A 17,025-nucleotide genomic window follows, 5' to 3' on the forward strand; every position below is an offset into this window, starting at 1 on the left:
GAACCGGATTGGGGATAGTCTGGGGCCGTGCCAGCGGACGATTTCAGCCTTCGTAAAATAGCTATCCCGGCCTACGGGCCCACCCTGCTTTACGGGCTGGCGACCGGAGCCATCCTGCCGGTCATCGCGCTCAGCGCCCGCGGCCTGGGTGCCACTGTTGCCCTCGCAGCGCTGGTCATCACCCTTACCGGCGTCGGTTCACTCCTGACGAATGTGCCTGCCACCATTGTGACCACGCGTTTTGGGGAGAAATGGGCGCTTGTGGCTGCCTCGGCCTGGTGCGCGCTGGCGATGGTCCTTGCCGCTCTCGTCCCTGTGCTGGCGGTTTTCGCCCTGGCCGTCTTTATGGTCGGGATGGCAGGCTCGGTCTTCGGGCTGGCCCGGCAGAGCTATCTGACGGAAGCCGTACCGGTGCACTTCCGGGCACGGGCCCTGTCCACGCTCGGCGGGGTGAACCGGATCGGCGTCTTCATCGGCCCCTTCGCAGCTGCCGGCGCAATCCACTTCTTCGGCACCACCGGGGCGTACTGGGTGGGTGCCGCGGCCGCCGTCGGCGCCGGGATCATCAGCCTCCAGGTGCCGGATCTTACTGTCCGTTCCGGGAAGCGCGGAGCGGGGCGGGAGTCCAAGGCCGACGCCGGCCCTGCGCCCACCGTGCGCTCCATCCTGCGAAGCCATGCACGGATCTTCCGGACCATCGGCATCGGGGTGCTGCTGATCGCCGCCGTCCGTGCGACGCGGCAGGCAGTTATTCCGCTCTGGGGCCAGCACATCGGCCTGGACCCCACCGCTACAGCGCTGATCTACGGGCTCTCCGGCGCCATCGACATGCTGATCTTCTATCCCGCGGGCAAGGCCATGGACACCTGGGGACGGCGCTCGGTGGCGGTGCCCTGCATGCTGATCATGGGGCTGGGCCTCGGGCTGCTGCCGCTGGCTTCCGAAGCAACCGGACTGCTGCTGGCTGCACTGCTGATCGGGTTCGGCAACGGCATTGGCTCCGGAATCGTCATGACTCTCGGTGCGGACTTCTCGCCCTCGCCCGGACGCCCGCAGTTCCTGGGCATCTGGCGGCTGCTGGCAGACGTCGGGACCATGGGCGGCCCCGGCATCCTCTCCGGAGTGACTGCCCTCGTGTCGCTCTCGGCAGGAATCGGGGCCACTGCCGTCCTGGGACTGCTGGGCGCCGTCGTGCTCTGGATCTGGGTTCCGGGGCGGAAGGCCGCAGGCAATCCGGTCACCGCCGGAAAGGCCCGCTAGCCTCTATCGCACTGCTGCCCGTTACCGGCGTGCGGGGTCTCCGGCCTGCTGGTTGAACAGCCAGCAGGCGAGGGCGCTGACAAGGTAGCCGACGCCCACTATCAGGGACAGGCCCGCCCAGAAATACAGCGGCGCAGACGTGCTCACGGCGGTGGGGTCCCAGCGGGCATAGAAGTACAGTCCCAGGCTGGCAGCCGTGGCGAGCACGCCCGGCACGGCGCAGATGACGGCAATCGCTTTCGCCGCTCCTTTCGCCGTTCCCTTGGCCGGCCAGCGGTTCCAGTCCGGGTTGGTCCGCATCATCACCAGGCCGCCGACCAGTGTCCAGGCGGCCACCACCAGGAGCGAGGCCACGACGTCGGCCGGCCGGTGCCAGAGGTTGAGGAAGGTGGCGGCGCCCGCGAGCACGGCGTAGCTGCCGCCGAAGAGTGCAGCCAGGGGCCGCCAGCGCGGCGAGGCGAGCAGGAAGACCGCCGCGGCTGCAGAGGCGGCCAGCGTGGTGTGGCCGGACGGCAGCGAGTTGAAATCCAGGGTCACCACCCCGCGGTCCGGCCGGTCCAGCACGGTCCGTTTCAGCAGCTGGCTGCTGACATTTGCTGCTCCGAAAGTGCCGAGGGCAATCACCGCCGGCGAAATCCGGTGCCGCAGGATGGATACAAACACCACCACGATCACGGCGATGAAGACGGAGATCAGCGGCAGCTCGTCCAGAAAGGCAATCACCGGCCGTTCGGTGGCCGGTGCAATCAGCTCCGCTTCCTGGAAAGCGGACTCATCGGCGAGCTGGCCGGTGGTGGTGCGGACGAAGAACCAATACGTTGCGGCAACGCCGGCAGCGCAGAGGAGGGCTGCGAAAAGAAAGAGCGCCGGATTATGCGCAGCCGGTCGTTCGGCACGGGCGCGCTGTGCCAGCAAGTTGCGAGTATCCATTACATCCAGATTGCCACATCATGCTGGTCCTTACCTGTTCGACCCGAAGCGGGCAGCCGGTGAGGGTCAAGCGTAGGCTGGCAGGGTGCCGAACAACCCTGACCTGTCTGCCCTCCTCGCCGGAGCCCGCGTGGTTTCCATCCCCATGCGGGTGAAGTTCCGCGGCATCCTGCACCGCGAAGCCCTGCTGATCGAGGGGCCAGCCGGTTGGGGCGAGTTTGCTCCGTTTCCGGAATATTCCGACGCCGAGGCCTCACCTTGGCTCGCCTCCGCCTTGGAAGCGGCCTGGCAGGGCTATCCCGAAGCGGTGCGGAAGTCCATCCCGGTGAACGGCACGGTCCCCGCCGTGGCGGTGGATCAGGTGGAGGGCGTGCTCGCCCGGTTCGGAAACGTCCCTGCCGTGAAGGTCAAAGTGGCCGAAGCCGGCCAGTCTCCGCTTCAGGACCTGGCCCGGGTGGCCGAGGTACGCCGGCTGCTGCCCGACGCCGGTATCCGGGTGGATGCCAACGCGGGCTGGGACGTGCGCACCGCCGTCGACACGCTGACCCTGCTGGCCGAGGCCGGGCTCGAATATGCCGAACAGCCCGTGGCGGGTATCGACGGCCTGCGCGCCGTCCGGACAGAGCTGCGCCGGCGCGGGGTTCCCGTACTGATCGCCGCTGATGAAAGTGTGCGAAAGGAAAGCGATCCGCTGAAGGTCGCCCGGGAAGACGCTGCGGACCTGATCGTCATCAAGGCGGCGCCGTTGGGCGGGGTGCGCCGCGCCGTGGAGATCGTGGCGCAGGCCGGACTGCCGGCCGTGGTGAGCTCCGCCATCGACACCTCCGTGGGGATCCGTACCGGAGTGGCACTGGCCGCGGCGCTGCCCGAACTGCCCTACGCCTGCGGGCTGGGTACGTTGTCGCTGATGGCCGGGGACGTGACGGAAGAATCGCTGGTGCCCGACGGCGGTGCCCTGGCTGTGCGGGACGTGCCGGTGTCCGAGGAACTGTTGGAGCGGTTTGCCGCACCGCCGGAGCGCCGTCAGTGGTGGCTGGACCGGCTGGAGCGGGTGCACGGGCTGCTGGCCGTGCCGCGCCACTAGGCCGGACCCAGACACCTGCCCCGGCAGCTAACCCTAGGATGGAAGGGTGACCGGATCCTCGAACGCCCCCGCCCAGTCTTCCGCGGACCTGACGTCCCTGCAGGCAGCCCGCTCCGCCGTCGCAGCTCTGGCCGCCGCCGGGGTGCGCGACGTCGTCCTGGCCCCGGGATCGCGCAGCGCACCGCTCGCCTACGCGTTGGCGGAAGCGGAACTGCAGGGCCGGATGCGGGTGCACGTCCGGATCGACGAACGGGTTGCCGGCTTCACCGCGCTGGGCCTGGCGCGCGGCGGCCGCCGTCCCGCAGCCGTCGTGACGACGTCGGGCACCGCCGTCGGCGAATTAATGCCGGCCGTGATGGAAGCCCACCATGCCGGTGTCCCGCTGGTGGTTCTCTCCGCAGACAGGCCGGCCGAGCTGCACGGCACGGGCGCCAACCAGACCACCGTGCAGCCGGGAATCTTTGCCCACTACCCGGTGACGGCTGCAGACGTGGCGGCTGGCACCGATCCCGCTGAAGCCATTTCCGCAGCTCTGGCCCGGCTCGGCCACGGAATTCCAGTTGGACCGGTGCACGTGAACCTCCAGTTCCGGGATCCGCTGACCCCCGGCGAAACCGACCCCCTGTTCCTCGAATCCGGCTCCGTCCCGGAGGCTTTGCCCGCCTCCTCCGCAGTTCCGGCAGAGGACCGCGTCCCGGCCTCCCATCCACCGATTCCCGGCGTTCACCGCACAGTGGTGGTAGCGGGCGACGGCGCCGGGGAGCTCGCTGCGCTCTTCGCCCTGCGTGCGGGGCTGCCGCTGCTGGCCGAACCGTCCTCCAACGCCCGCTTCGGTCCCAACGCAGTGGGTGCGTACCGGCTGCTGCTGCCGGAACTGGGTCCACTGATCGAACGCGTGGTGGTGTTCGGCCGGCCCACGCTGTCCCGTCCGGTGGCCGCGCTGCTGGCCCGTACCGACGTCGAAAAGGCGCTTTACCTGCCCCGGCCGGTGAACTGGTTTACCCAGGGGCGGCGTCCGGAAACCATCATCAGCGACATTCCCGGACTCTTCGAGTTCGCCGGAACCGGTGCGCCCGGCTGGCTTGAGAAGTGGCGGACTGCCTCGGAAGCGGCACTGAACACGCTGAACAACCTGCTGGAACAGCAGCCTCGCCTCACTGGCCTGCACGTCGCCGATCTGGTGTGGGACGCCGCAGACGCCAACCTGGTGCTCGGTTCCTCCAACGTCATCCGGGACATGGACCTGGTGGCCTCTCCGGGCTGGCATCCGCTGGATGTCTACGCCAACCGGGGTCTGGCGGGGATCGACGGGACCATTTCCACCGCTACGGGCATTGCGCTGGCGAACGGCATTCCCACCCGGCTGCTGCTGGGTGACCTCACGTTCCTGCACGACGCCGGTGCTCTTCTCCTGGGAGACGGGGAGGACGAGCCCGACCTGCAGATGATCGTGCTGAACGACGGCGGCGGAGGCATTTTCTCTGTCCTCGAACACGGTGCACTAGGGGAGGACCCGCGATACACGGCCTTGGTGGAACGCTTCTTCGGGACACCGCACCGTGCCGACCTGGCCGGGCTGTGCCGAGGCTACGGTGTCCGGCACCAAGTGGTCAGCTCTGCCGATGAACTTGAAGCGGCGCTGGCCGAACCGGTTCACGGACGGTCGGTGCTGGAAGTACGCACGGCCAGGGAAACGCTGCGGGACCTGCACCAGCAGGTGCAGTCGGCAGTGGCGGCAGCGGTGCGGGGCTAGTAGGTTCACCTTTACGCCCGCCCGGGTGAAGCGTAGCGTCGCCGCATGGCTACGCCGCTCGATGCCTTACCGAAGATCGGGGCGCCGGCTACCAGTGCCCTGACCGAGGCAGGCTATGACTCACTTCGGAAGCTGGCCGGTGTCCCGCAGGCGGAACTCGCTTCGTTGCACGGCATGGGTCCGAAAGCGCTGCGGCTCATAGCGCAGGCGCTGGAAGAACATGGACTCGCGCTGGGCTGAATGAAGCGCCGGACCGGTTGCACCTTAGAGGTGCAGGCCGCGCCGGCGGGTGTGCTGCTTCCGTCTTGGCCACCGGGCCCGGGATAACCCGGCGGCTCCGACCGCCGCTGGAGCGTGCGGACATCGCCTGGTCCGGCCGGCGGCGGCTGTCCCGTCGGTCGAGGGCCTTCATTGACCTGGTCCGGTCCCGTGCAGCCGATCTAGCGCCGGAGCCCGTATAGGAGCGGTGATTCCACGAAAACAGCCCTTCCGGACAAAGCCGGAAGGGCTGTTTTTGCTGGGAGGAACCTTTTAGAGAACCTTCGAGAGGAACGCCCGGGTGCGTTCGTGCTGCGGGTTGCCCAGGACGTCCTCGGGACGTCCCTGCTCCACTACGACGCCGCCGTCCATGAAGACAACGCGGTCGCCTACTTCACGGGCAAAGCCCATCTCGTGGGTCACCACCATCATGGTCATGCCTTCCTCGGCAAGCTGGCGCATGACGGCGAGCACGTCGCCCACGAGTTCCGGGTCCAGCGCGCTGGTGGGCTCGTCGAACAGCATCATGTCCGGATCCATGGACAGTGCACGGGCAATGGCCACACGCTGCTGCTGGCCGCCGGAGAGCTGGGCGGGGAATGCCGTGGCACGGTCCTCCAGGCCCACCTTGGCGAGGTTCTTCAGGGCTACCTTGGAGGCTTCCTCCTGGCCGCGCTTCTTCGCCCGGCGCTGCGCCAGGGTCAGGTTGCGCAGCACGTTCAGGTGCGGGAAGAGGTTGAACTGCTGGAAGACCATGCCGATCCGGGTGCGTACCTTGTCCAGGTCCGTGTCGGGATGGGTAATGTCAACGCCCTCCACCAGGACGGTGCCGCTGGTGGGCTCCTCCAGGCGGTTGACGCAGCGCAGCAGGGTGGACTTGCCGGAACCGGACGGGCCGATCACGCAGACCACTTCGCCCTGGTCTACATGGAAGTCGATGCCCTTCAGCACCTCGTTGCTTCCGAAGGACTTGTGGAGGTTGCGGACCTCGATGGCAGGGGCGTTGGTGTTGGGAACGCTCATGGCTGCTACCTGCCTCTCTGGTTGTGTCGTTCAAGCTTTGCCACCAACTGGGTCAGCGGCAGCGTAATGATCAGGTACATCAGGGCGGCGAGCACCAGCGGTGTGGCGTTCGCTGTCTGCGAGACGGAGTCGCGTGCGAAGGTGGTCAGCTCGCGGTCCTGCAGGGCCATGCCGGCAATGAAGAGCAGCGAGGTGTCTTTGATCAGGATGACCAGTTCGTTGGTCAGCGGCGGCGTGATGATCCGGAAAGCCTGGGGCAGGGTCACGGAAATCATGGTCCAGGCCGGACCCATGCCCAGCGACCGGGCAGCCTCGGCCTGGCCGGAGGGAACGGCCTGGATTCCGGCACGGATGGTCTCAGCAATGTAGGCACCGGAGACAATGATCAGGGCCAGGAGTCCTGCGCCTGCGCTGCCTCCCGGCGGGCGCCAGTCAAAAGCGATCGGCACGGCGAAAGCGAAACCGAAGATCACCAGCAGTGCAGGGAGTCCGCGGAAAAGTTCGATGTAGGCCGTGGCGGCCCAGCGGTACGGCGCTACCGGGGAAAGCTTCATCAGCGCCAGCAGCAGGCCCAGGAGGAGCCCGCCGGCGAAAGCGATGACGGTATAGATAATCGTGTTCTTGACCGCCACCGTGATGATGGTGGGGAAGGCCTCACGGGCCACCTCGGCGTCGAAGAAGTTCTCGCCGATGGCTTCCCAATCGGCAGCCAGCACTACGGCTACCAGCGCGATGACGAAAACGGCGTACAGGACGCCCCGGAACAGGCGTCTGCGGGTGGAGGGTTTCAAAGTGGGGAGCCTTCCAAGGAAGAAAAGGGGTTGTCCCGGGCACCCGGCCCGGGACAACGCAGTGGTCTAGGCGTTATTCGGTGAAGTACTTGTCGTAAATCTCCTGGTATTTGCCGTTGTCCCGCAGCTCAGCGAGCTGCTCATTAACGGCGGAGATGAGCTCGGTGTTGTCCTTCTTCATGGCGAAGCCGTAGGACTCATCCGTCTCATACTCTTCGGCGATGGTGAATTCACCATCCTCCGTGTGTCCAATGTTCACCGGCAGGTCCTGGAGCACAGCATCGACGTTACCGGACTGGATGGCAGGGAAAAGTTCGGCATCGCTCGGGAAAGCCACGATTTCCGCTCCGGCAGCATTCTCGCGGGCGTAGGACTCACCGGTGGTGTTTCCCTGGACACCGAGCTTCTTGCCCTCCAGGTCCTCGATGCTCTTGATGTCCGAGTCGACGGGGACCAGCAGTGACTGCAGCGAGTCATAGTACGGATCGGCGAAGCCCATGGCCTCTTCACGTTCCGGGGTGATGGTGATTGCGCTGGCCTCAAGGTCGCACTGTCCCGCCGCGAGCACGGTGCCGCTGGCAATTCCCTCGAACCCGGCGTCCTGGACTGCGAGTTCAAGATCAAGACCGGTCGCGATCTCCTTGACCAGGTCCATGTCGAAACCTGTGTATTCGCCGTTCTCTTCGTACTCGAACGGAACGTAGGGAATGTCCGAGCAGACCGTCAGCGTGCCTTCGGATACCAGGTTGTATCCGTTGGCAGCGTCGTCGGAGGCTCCGGCGTCGTCACCACCGCAGGCGGTCAGCGAAAGGGCGCCGATGGCCAGAAAGGTGAAGGCGGCGGTGCGGGCTTTGTACGGCATTGGTTTACAACCTTACGTCGGACGGTATGAGCGGTCTCACCCGTAGCTGGGTATTGGGATGCAGTCTAGAGCGTACGTAGTCCATATTTCGGTAACGTGTCCGCCACTGTCGGCAGCAAAACAGAAGCCCCGTGGCGTGCCGTACTGCGGCACCCGATTCCCTGTGCGGCTACTTCGTGAAGAACCGGTCATGGAGCTCCTGGTACTTCCCATTCTCCCGCAGATCAGCAAGCTGTTCATTTACCTTCGAAACCAGCTCCTCGCTGCCTTCCTTCTTCATTGCGAGGCCGTAGGATTCACCCGTCTCGAAGCTGGCTGAAATCCGGAACTTGCCGTCCTCGGTGTGGTCCTGGTTCACCGCGTGGTCCTGGAGGACCGCATCAATGTTTCCGGCCTGCAGTCCCTGGAACAGCTCCGCGTCGGTCTGGAAGGACATAATCTCTGCGTCGGCCGCGTTTTCCCGTGCATAGCTCTCACCGGTGGTGCCCTGCTGGACCCCTACCTTCTTGCCCTTGAGGTCTGCCAGGGAGGCAACCGAGGAGTCGGCAGGAACCAGGAGGGTCTGCGGCGAGTCATAGTACGGGTCCGAAAAAGCCAGTTTCTCGGCCCGCTCATCCGTGATGGACATGGCCGCGGCAATCACATCGCACTGGCGGGCAGCCAGTACGGTTCCGCTCTGCAGGCCGTCGAATCCAACGTTCTGCACCTCATGCTCGAGACCCATGCCCTTGGCAATTTCACGGGTGAGCTCGATATCGAAGCCGGTGAACTCGCCGTCCACCACGTATTCAAACGGTTTGAAAGGAACGTTGGAGCACACAGTGAGTGTGCCCTCGTTGACGGTCGTGAGACCGGACTCCGCGGAGTCGTCTCCGCCGCCGCAGGCGGTCAGGGACAACGCTCCGACAGCAAGGAGGGCAGCAAGAGTGGTGCGGGCTTTGTGCGGCATTGCGATTCAGAACCTTTGGTCGGCAGGAACAGAAGAGGCCGCAGGCGGAAACCAAACCGTCTCCAGAGCGGCATAGGGCGGAAGCGGCCATGACGGCGCGATCCGAGTTTCTATTCTACCCACTGTAAATTTATGCAAAAAACCAATCGCCTATGCAGTTGGTCTCCGACGGAGGTGCCGTGAGGCTTCAGGATCCCGAAGATGAGGATGCGAAATCGGGGTTACGCACCGGAACGGCGCGGGGCCGGTCCAGGCCGAGGGCCTCAAGCATTGGACGGAACTTGCTCCAGGTTTCCTCTAGTTCCGCCGCAGGATTGGAGCCGGCCACAATTCCACAGCCTGCATAAAGCCGTACTTTCGTGGGGCTTTCGATCACTGCGCCGCGCAGGGCGATACCCCATTCACCGTTTCCGGCAGCGTCCATCCAGCCGACCGGTCCGGAGTAGGGGCCGCGGTCCATGTGCTCAAGCTCACTAATAAGTTCGCCGGCAACGCTGGTGGGGAAGCCGCAGACAGCGGCGGTGGGATGCAGTGCTTCCACCAGGGTCAGGGGCGTGGGGATCAGTCCGCTCTCATCCGGCGCGAGCTCGGCGGTGACGTCTGAGGCCAGATGCCAGACATTGGGCAGTTCAAGGACAAACGGCTCCGTGTGGGAAGTCATCGAAGAGGTGAAAGGTTCAAGGGACCGGGTGAGGGAATCGATGGCAATCTGATGCTCGTGCTGCTGCTTGGCGGAACCGGCCAGCACCCGCTTGGCGTAGTGGGGATCGTCGGCAGGAGCAGTGGCGCGGTCCAGTGTTCCCGCCAGTACGCGCGCCTCGGCGGTACCGTTTTCGACCTTGATCAGCATCTCAGGGGTGGACCCGATCAATCCGTCCACGGAGTACGTCCAGCAGTCACGGTAACGCACGGCCAGTTCACGCAGCACCTGTGACGCCACGAGGGGGTTGCCCAACTCCACGGCAATATCGCGGGCCAGGACAATCTTGCTTAAATCGCCGGCTGCTACATGGGCAACCGACCGTGCCACGGCGTTTTTCCACTCTGACTCACTCAGCATGCCCGGCAGGACCCGGTCTGCCGGATCGCTTTCCCGGTAGACCGGAAGGTCCTCCAGGTAGCGGGCCAGTGCGGCCTTCGCGGTCTCCTCGTTGAGTTCCGCGTCGGGATCCGTGGTTGTGTACGTCACCCAGCCGGCGCCGTCGCGCAGCCCAACGATGATTTCCGGAACCACCAGACGGGATTCAAAGGGGGAGCGCTTGGAGAAGGCGAAGGAACCAAAGGCGACGATGCCGGTGCCGGGAGCGGAAAGAGGGCCCTCGACGTCGGCGTCCGCAAGGAGGGACCGCCACCATTCCTGTGCCCGGGCGAAGCGCTCGGGGCCGCTGGAGGTGAAGCGGGCCGCTTCCCCAAAGCCCACCAGTCCCTCCTGACGCCGGATCCAGCACAGTTGCTCGTCAAGAACCAAATACTCCAGAAGGCCGATGGCGGCGGAAAGCTCACCTACAGGCACGGTCACAGAACGCAGGGTGGTCATAGTGGTTCCACACTACTCCGCCGCCGGTACACGCCCGATATCGGGGCCGTCGGCTGAGAGGAACCAGACAACCCGACGGCCGGTTCGGCGGCCCTCCCATTGTTTGAGACAATGACAGAGTGAACCGCGCATCGTTGGAAAAACGCCCGGATGAAGTTGCTGCCATGTTTGATGACGTGGCACCTAAATACGACGTCGTAAACGACGTGCTGTCCCTCGGACAGACACGCCGCTGGCGGCGCATTGTGGTGGACGCCGTCGGCGCCGTGCCCGGACAGCGGGTCCTGGACCTCGCCGCCGGCACCGGCACCTCGAGCGAGCCCTACGCAGACGCCGGCATCGACGTCGTTGCCTGCGACTTCTCCCTCGGCATGCTCAAGGTAGGCAAGCGCCGCCGCCCGGATATCGACTTCGTCGCCGGCGATGCGACTAACCTGCCGTTCGAGGACAACTCCTTCGACGCCTCCACCATTTCCTTCGGCCTGCGCAACGTCAACGAGCCGAAAAAGGCCCTGGCGGAAATGCTCCGGGTGACCAAGCCCGGCGGCCGCCTTGTCATCGCGGAATTCTCTTCGCCGGTGGTTCCGGTATGGCGCACCATGTACACCGAATACCTGATGCGTGCCCTTCCTTCGATTGCCCGCAAGGTCGCCTCCAATCCGGATGCGTACGTCTACCTCGCCGAGTCCATCCGGGCGTGGCCGAACCAGGACGGCCTGGCAGCGTGGATTGCCGAAACCGGCTGGCAGGACGTTGCCTACCGCAACCTCACCGGCGGCATTGTGGCTGTGCACCGCGCCGTCAAGCCCGGAGGGCATCCGGACAAGTGAAGGTCCTTATCGTCGGTGCCGGCCCCGCCGGTTCCACAGCCGCGTACTACCTCGCCTCTGCAGGGGTGGATGTAACAGTTCTCGAAAAGACCGCCTTCCCGCGGGAAAAGGTCTGCGGCGACGGCCTGACCCCCCGCGCCGTGCGCGAAATCCAGTTCCTGGGCCTGCCGCACGAAGAAGCCGAAGGGTGGCGCCGGAATAAGGGGCTACGCCTGATTGCCGGCGGTAGAACGCTGGAACTGCCATGGCCAGCGCTGTCGGATTTCCCCGATTACGGCCTGATCCGAACCCGTCTCGGTTTCGACGAGGCACTTGCCCGCCACGCGCAGGCTGCCGGAGCGAAGATCCTTGAGCGGCACACAGTAGTCTCTGCCATCCGCGGCGACGACGGACGTGTGGAAGGCGCAGTCGCCAACGTTCTGGATGAAAACGGGAGGCGCACCGGCGAACGGCGGGAGTTCTTCGCCGACGTCGTCCTGGCTGCCGACGGGAACTCAAGCCGCACCGCCCTGAGCGTGGGCATCGAAAAACGCGACGACCGTCCCATGGGCGTAGCCGTACGTACCTACTTCGAAAGCCCGCGCACCAATGACGACTGGATGGAAGGCTGGCTGGAGCTTCCGGATGCCTCCGGCAATCCGCTGCCCGGCTACGGCTGGGTCTTCGGAGTGGGAGACGGAACGTCCAATGTTGGCCTCGGCATCCTGAACTCCTCCAAGGAATTCGGCAAGCTGGATTACCGCAAGGTCCTGCGCGACTGGACCGCCGGCATGCCCGCAGAGTGGGGCTTCACCCCGGAAAACCAGGTGGGCGAGATCCGCGGGGCAGCCCTGCCCATGGGCTTCAACCGCACCCCGCACTACTCGCCGGGGCTGCTGCTGCTCGGCGATGCCGGCGGCATGGTCAGCCCGTTCAACGGCGAAGGTATTTCCTACGCCATGGAATCGGCGCGGTTTGCGGCCGAACACATCATCGAGGGCTCCGGGGCCGCACTTGCACCGGGCCTGCTCACATCGCAGGCCGCGTTCGACGTCGAACTGCGCGCCTATGCCGACCACGTGCGGGAAGAATGGGGCAGCCACTTCACGCTCGGCCGCATCTTCGCCGCCATGATCGGCCGCCCCGCAGTCATGAAACTGGCGCTGCGCACAGGAATGCCGATTCCCGTGCTTATGCGTTTTGTGGTGCGTATGCTCGCTAACCTGACGGACAGCAGTTCCAAGGGCATAGAGGATAGAGTGATTGCCTTACTGGAAATGCTGGTCCCGCCGGCAAGCAACCAAGGAACGCCGATAACTCCCCGGCAGCCTGCGCAGCACCCGTGACTTCTATGCCTGTTGTCCACCCGTTCCGACAAATAGTGAGTCTTGAACAGTGACTGAATCCACCAACACCAGCCCGGAAACCGTGCCAGGCACTTCCGCACTGCCGCCGGGCTTCGCCCTGCTGGCTGAGGACCCGAGGCTTGGCCCGTCCATGGCCGCATCCCTGGAGCAGGTGGAACTGCGGCTGCGCGAAGCGGTAGCCAACTCCGATCCCTTCGCCGATGTCACCTCCCGGCACCTTGTGGAGGCCGGCGGCAAGCGGATCCGTCCGCTCCTGACCCTCCTGGCTTCCCATCTCGGTGCCGAAGATGCGCCGGAAAAGGTTATCCAGTCGGCCGTGGTCGTCGAGCTGACGCACCTTGCCACGCTCTATCACGACGACGTGATGGACGAGGCGCCGTACCGCCGCGGAGCCCCGACAGCACATGAACTCTGGGGCAACTCGGTGGCCGTGCTCACCGGCGACCTCATCTTTGCGCGGGCTTCCAGCCTGGTCTCCGCCCTGGGTGGCCCTGCGCTGGCTATCCAGGCACACACATTCGAGCGGTTGTGCCTGGGTCAGCTGCACGAAACGGTTGGCCCTGCCGAAGGCCAGGATCCGCTCGAACACTACCTGTCCGTGATCGCGGACAAGACCGGTTCACTGATTGCCGCCTCCGGCCAGTTCGGTGCGTTGTTCTCCGGCGCGGGCCAGGAAACCATCGACATCATGGTCGAATACGGCGAGAAGGTAGGCATCGCCTTCCAATTGGCCGACGACGTCATTGACGTCACCGGCAAGCAGGCGAAGTCCGGGAAGACGCCGGGCACCGACCTGCGCGAAGGCGTTCCCACCTTGCCCGTGCTGCTGCTTCGGCGTGCCGCGGCCGACGGGGATGCCGAAGCCGCAGCCGTGCTCGAACTGGTGGAAAGGGACCTGAGCTCCGACGAGGCGCTGGCCGAAGCCGTAGCTGCCCTGCGCAGCAGCCCGGTCACGGATCAGTCCTGGGAAGTTGCACGCAGCTGGTCCGAAGACGCCGTAGCTGCCCTCGCACCGCTGCCTGAGTCCGTAGTGAAGGAAGCCCTGGCCGCTTTTGCGCGCGCCGTGGTCAACCGCGAGGTGTAACTTCCGCTGCCGGGACTGCATGTCACGGGATTCCTCGGCCGCCGCAGTTTCCTGCTGGAACTGCGGCTATAGGACCGCGCGCAGCTCGGCGGCCTTGCGGGCACGCACAGCGGGCGGCACGATGGGCCGCTTGGGCGTGAAGTAGAGCCCGTCGTCCGTCCAGCGAGGGAGCACATGCTGGTGGTAGTGCCACACGTGCTGGCTCCCGGCGGGCTCGTTGTGCTGCCTTGTGGTGACGCCGTCGGGATGCCAGGCCTTCTTGATGGCCACCGCCATATCCCGGGTCACGAGCATGATCCGCGCCGCGACGTCGTCGGGCAGCTCATAGAGCAGTTCGTAGTGCTGGCGCGGCGTGACGAGGACGTGGCCGGGCTCAGGATCAAACCCGTGTGAAGCTATGAACGCCAGCACCAGCTCGTCGGAGTAAATCAGGTCTCCGGGCTCGCACAGGTTTCCGGGATTCCGGAACTCGCCCGAGGCCATGTCGCAGAACGGACACTGGTACCCGTCAGGTGCGTGGCTTTTCCAAGTTGTTTCGGGAAAAACGTCCTTCATAGACGGCTCAGTCCTCGTCTTCATCCTCTTCAAAGACCCACTCGAACATGTCCAGGACATACTCGCTAAGGGTGCCTTCTTCGCTCTGCCAGTCACCGCGCGCGTTGTTGCGGCGCCACACGATGGGATCGGGAACGTCCAGCTGGTCCGCACGGATGCCCCAGACGAACTTCTCGTCCTCATCTTCGAGGAACAGCAGGTAGCCGTCTTCGATCTCCAGCTCGTCCGGATCCCAGAAGAAGTGGAAGGCCTCCATCAGGTCTTCGCATCCGCCGAGGGCGAGGTAGAACTCACGCAGTACCAGCGGGATGTTGAAATCGTGGGCGGCAAGCATCGAGTCGAGCTCCCGTTCGGGGATGCCGTCCTCTTCCCGCCAGTTGTCCTCAAGGTACTTGGGGACCAAGGCGCGGAATCGATCCAGGAAAATTTCACTCATGTGGTCTCCAAGCGTGCGTTGAGTGGATGTATTCCAATCCTAGCCGGGACACGGAGTGGGTCCGGACGCGGGGAAGCGGAAGCCTTTGCGGAGCCCGAAGTCCGGAGTCCGGTGCCCGGTGTCTGGACGTGAGGGCCTGGACCTCAGGGCAGACGCGCGGCCAGTCCGGGGTAGTCGATGACGGTGCCGTCCGCGTCGACGGTGATTTCGGCGGTGAACCCGCGGTTGGGCGAGCTGTAGAGGACGACGGCGTGGCCCTGGTCCGGAGAATAGGCGCGCACCTGTGAATACACCTGTCTGCTGGGCAGGACCCGCAGGCTGGGCATTTCCACCCACGCCATCGTCAGTTGGGTCTCATCCGGGGGAGCGGATTCGTTCAGCAGGTCCAGCCGCAGGATCGGCATGGTGTTGGTGAGCGGACACAGCGCAAGGTCACAGTCCTGGGCTTCGTCGAGGCTGCGCGGGTCGGCGATTCCGGGGGCGGGCAGGTCCGTGAGCCCGGACGTGGTTGTCTCCACGCTCCATCGGCCCTCGGTGCTGCGTTCGAGCTCCAGGGTCCGGGACCAGCCCTTCCCCGTCACCTCCACCGTCAGCCGCCGGGTGACCCAGCCCGGGATTGTGGAGAGCGTCCATGATGCGCGGTATTCGGCGGTGACAGAGGTGCCGGCTGCGGCTAGTTCCCGGTCCCGGAAAGACACCACTGCTGTGTCCGTGCGCTCCGGATCGTCCTGTCCCTGCCAGCGGACGGTCCTGGCCTGCGCGGTGGTAGTCATTCCTAAAGGTTAACTGCCCAAACGGCGGACGTTCAGCGCAAGGTACAGGTGTACCCGGTCTGCGGTCACTGCGGGGTCGTATCCGGACAGCTCGGCAATCTGTGCAAGCCGGTACCGGACAGTGTTGCGGTGCAGGCCCAGATCTGCGGCGACGGCGGCCACCGACCCGTTCAGGAGCAGGTAGGTGTCCAGGGTAGGGATCAGCTGAGCGCCGTGCTTCTTGTCGAAGGCGATCAGAGGGTCCAGGGCTTCGGCTGCCAGATCCGAGAGCGGAACATCGCGGCTGGCCATCAGCAGGGACGTGAGATTCAATCGGTCCGGTTCGTTCACTGCTGCACCGTTGCGCAGTGCCTCCCGTGCCTCGTAGTAACTCCAGCGCAGCCCTGCTGCTTCGGTGTACGACCCACCGATCCCCACCTTCGCCGTCAGCCCGGCGCCAAAGAGATACGCGCTCAACTCAGCGGCCAGCACGTTCGCGTCGGCAGCCGGAACAACCATGGCCAGCAGGTTTTCATGGATGGCCGTGGGCACGTCGATGAATGCGGCCGGCAACGGCAGCGTAGGCAGGGTGCGGATCTGGCCGGATGCTACTTCCACCAGGAGTATGGCTTGCCGCAGACCCGAGTCGATGCCCGCTGCCTGCAACCTCACAGCTGCGTCCTGACCTGCGAGCCGGCCATCCACCACGTCTCCCAGGAGCTGGCCGGCAACCGCCCTGCTGCTTGCCCGTCTGGCGGCCTGGTTGCTCAGCTCCACGCCGATCAGGCTTTGCGCATAGGCAATGATGTCCGGCTGTACCGACGGTTCGGCAATGGCCAGTGTGCAGCGGTCCCGCATTCCCGTGGGGACGGGAATCCGCCGCCAGGAGGCATCCGCGTCGGAGGTAGCGAAGACCGGTGCACCGTATTGAAAGAGGGCAACGTCCGCCTCTACCAGCCGGGAGAGTTCTGCCAGCAGCCGTGGCAGGCCCTTGCCGCTGAGCAGTGCCTCTGCCAGTACCTGATGGCCGGAAAGCAATTGGTGCAGCTGGGCGACATGCTGGGCGGAAAGTGAATCGGCAACCAGCTTCCCCAGAGCCATAAACGGCGTGCCGTAGGGGACCTCGAAGACGGGCACGCCCAGGCGGTCCGCCTCGGCGAGCAGGGAAGCCGGCACCGAGCCATGGCTGAGTCCGGTACCGAAACCGATTCCTATCACTCCAGCTCGCTCCACGCTTTGCACAAAGCGTTGCTGGGCCGCGCCGCTGCGGTGCCGCAGGCCCGTAGTCAGCACCACCTCGCCGCCGCCGAGGAACGGAGAGGGATCCTCGAGTTCGGTCACCGCGACCCACTGGATAGGCCGTGGAGACAGGGGCGCCGACCCGTGGCGCGTCAGGTTCAACCCGCCTGCCGCCAGCAGGTCTGAAAGTGTGATCGACATTGCACCACTATAGGGCTGCTGGCTTTAGGCGATTGCACTGCCATCATCGGGCGAGGCTGTGCAGGCGACCGTATGTGTGACCTGCGCTTCACAGTAGGTTTGAGCTAACCGAATACGCACCCGCCCGCCCCGAAA

General features: G+C 65.2%; 17 protein-coding genes. 7 read left to right on the forward strand and 10 right to left on the reverse strand.

Annotated elements, in window-relative coordinates:
• The first annotated feature begins 27 nt into the window (after positions 1-27).
• Positions 28-1,260 carry an MFS transporter gene (locus tag NNX38_RS04255; protein WP_255796902.1) on the forward strand — a complete coding sequence of 411 codons (1,233 nt, stop codon included), beginning with the start codon at positions 28-30 and terminating at the stop codon, positions 1,258-1,260.
• Between the two features lie 21 nt (positions 1,261-1,281).
• Here the strand turns inward: NNX38_RS04255 and NNX38_RS04260 are convergent, their stop codons facing one another.
• Positions 1,282-2,190, reverse strand: a complete 909-nt coding sequence (locus tag NNX38_RS04260) for a phosphatase PAP2 family protein (protein ID WP_255796903.1) — start codon at positions 2,188-2,190, stop codon at positions 1,282-1,284.
• An 85-nt stretch (positions 2,191-2,275) separates the two neighbouring features.
• Here NNX38_RS04260 and NNX38_RS04265 point away from each other — a divergent pair, with 85 nt between their 5' ends.
• The 3 genes from NNX38_RS04265 to NNX38_RS04275 are packed head-to-tail and all read left to right on the forward strand — an operon-like array spanning position 2,276 to position 5,267.
• On the forward strand, positions 2,276-3,274 hold the full coding sequence (locus tag NNX38_RS04265; RefSeq protein WP_255796904.1) for an o-succinylbenzoate synthase: 999 nt from the start codon (positions 2,276-2,278) through the stop codon (positions 3,272-3,274).
• Positions 3,275-3,320: 46 nt separating this feature from the next.
• Positions 3,321-5,027, forward strand: a complete 1,707-nt coding sequence (menD, locus tag NNX38_RS04270) for a 2-succinyl-5-enolpyruvyl-6-hydroxy-3-cyclohexene-1-carboxylic-acid synthase (protein ID WP_255796905.1) — start codon at positions 3,321-3,323, stop codon at positions 5,025-5,027.
• A 45-nt stretch (positions 5,028-5,072) separates the two neighbouring features.
• On the forward strand, positions 5,073-5,267 hold the full coding sequence (locus NNX38_RS04275) for a helix-hairpin-helix domain-containing protein (protein ID WP_255796906.1): 195 nt from the start codon (positions 5,073-5,075) through the stop codon (positions 5,265-5,267).
• Positions 5,268-5,558: 291 nt separating this feature from the next.
• On the opposite strand, the gene NNX38_RS04280 is transcribed toward NNX38_RS04275, so the two are convergent.
• From NNX38_RS04280 to NNX38_RS04300, 5 genes are all read right to left on the reverse strand, one after another.
• Entirely contained in the window at positions 5,559-6,308 is a 750-nt protein-coding gene (locus tag NNX38_RS04280; RefSeq protein ID WP_229950183.1) for an amino acid ABC transporter ATP-binding protein, read from the reverse strand.
• A gap of 5 nt (positions 6,309-6,313) precedes the next feature.
• Positions 6,314-7,099 carry an amino acid ABC transporter permease gene (locus tag NNX38_RS04285; protein ID WP_152271435.1) on the reverse strand — a complete coding sequence of 262 codons (786 nt, stop codon included), beginning with the start codon at positions 7,097-7,099 and terminating at the stop codon, positions 6,314-6,316.
• A gap of 73 nt (positions 7,100-7,172) precedes the next feature.
• Entirely contained in the window at positions 7,173-7,961 is a 789-nt protein-coding gene (locus NNX38_RS04290; RefSeq protein ID WP_255796907.1) for a basic amino acid ABC transporter substrate-binding protein, read from the reverse strand.
• Between the two features lie 169 nt (positions 7,962-8,130).
• Entirely contained in the window at positions 8,131-8,910 is a 780-nt protein-coding gene (locus NNX38_RS04295; RefSeq protein WP_255796908.1) for a basic amino acid ABC transporter substrate-binding protein, read from the reverse strand.
• A 187-nt stretch (positions 8,911-9,097) separates the two neighbouring features.
• Entirely contained in the window at positions 9,098-10,447 is a 1,350-nt protein-coding gene (locus NNX38_RS04300; RefSeq protein ID WP_255796909.1) for an isochorismate synthase MenF, read from the reverse strand.
• 119 nt (positions 10,448-10,566) lie between these two features.
• Here NNX38_RS04300 and NNX38_RS04305 point away from each other — a divergent pair, with 119 nt between their 5' ends.
• From NNX38_RS04305 to NNX38_RS04315, 3 genes are read left to right on the forward strand one after another with little or no spacing between them, the layout of a single operon-like run.
• A complete protein-coding gene (locus NNX38_RS04305; protein WP_255796910.1) occupies positions 10,567-11,277 on the forward strand; it encodes a demethylmenaquinone methyltransferase in 711 nt (236 codons plus the stop codon).
• Positions 11,274-12,602: a geranylgeranyl reductase family protein gene (locus NNX38_RS04310; protein WP_255796911.1), complete on the forward strand. Its 1,329-nt coding sequence runs from the start codon at positions 11,274-11,276 to the stop codon at positions 12,600-12,602. Before NNX38_RS04305 ends, NNX38_RS04310 begins: the two co-directional genes overlap by 4 nt.
• 49 nt (positions 12,603-12,651) lie before the next feature.
• A complete protein-coding gene (locus NNX38_RS04315) occupies positions 12,652-13,707 on the forward strand; it encodes a polyprenyl synthetase family protein (RefSeq protein ID WP_255796912.1) in 1,056 nt (351 codons plus the stop codon).
• Positions 13,708-13,773: 66 nt separating this feature from the next.
• Here NNX38_RS04315 and NNX38_RS04320 read toward each other — a convergent pair whose 3' ends face one another.
• The 4 genes from NNX38_RS04320 to NNX38_RS04335 form a co-directional block, all read right to left on the reverse strand.
• Positions 13,774-14,262 (reverse strand): HIT family protein, encoded by a 489-nt coding sequence (locus NNX38_RS04320; protein ID WP_255796913.1) that lies wholly within the window; start codon positions 14,260-14,262, stop codon positions 13,774-13,776.
• A 7-nt stretch (positions 14,263-14,269) separates the two neighbouring features.
• Positions 14,270-14,698, reverse strand: coding sequence for a hypothetical protein (locus NNX38_RS04325; RefSeq protein WP_229950166.1), 429 nt, complete (start codon positions 14,696-14,698; stop codon positions 14,270-14,272).
• Between the two features lie 143 nt (positions 14,699-14,841).
• Positions 14,842-15,471 (reverse strand): putative glycolipid-binding domain-containing protein, encoded by a 630-nt coding sequence (locus NNX38_RS04330; protein WP_255796914.1) that lies wholly within the window; start codon positions 15,469-15,471, stop codon positions 14,842-14,844.
• Between the two features lie 9 nt (positions 15,472-15,480).
• On the reverse strand, positions 15,481-16,890 hold the full coding sequence (locus NNX38_RS04335; protein ID WP_255796915.1) for a PucR family transcriptional regulator: 1,410 nt from the start codon (positions 16,888-16,890) through the stop codon (positions 15,481-15,483).
• Positions 16,891-17,025: the final 135 nt, after the last annotated feature.

Origin of the sequence: Arthrobacter sp. zg-Y238, from assembly GCF_024385525.1 — a bacterium.
GTDB classification, from domain to species: Bacteria; Actinomycetota; Actinomycetes; order Actinomycetales; family Micrococcaceae; genus Arthrobacter_B; species Arthrobacter_B jinronghuae.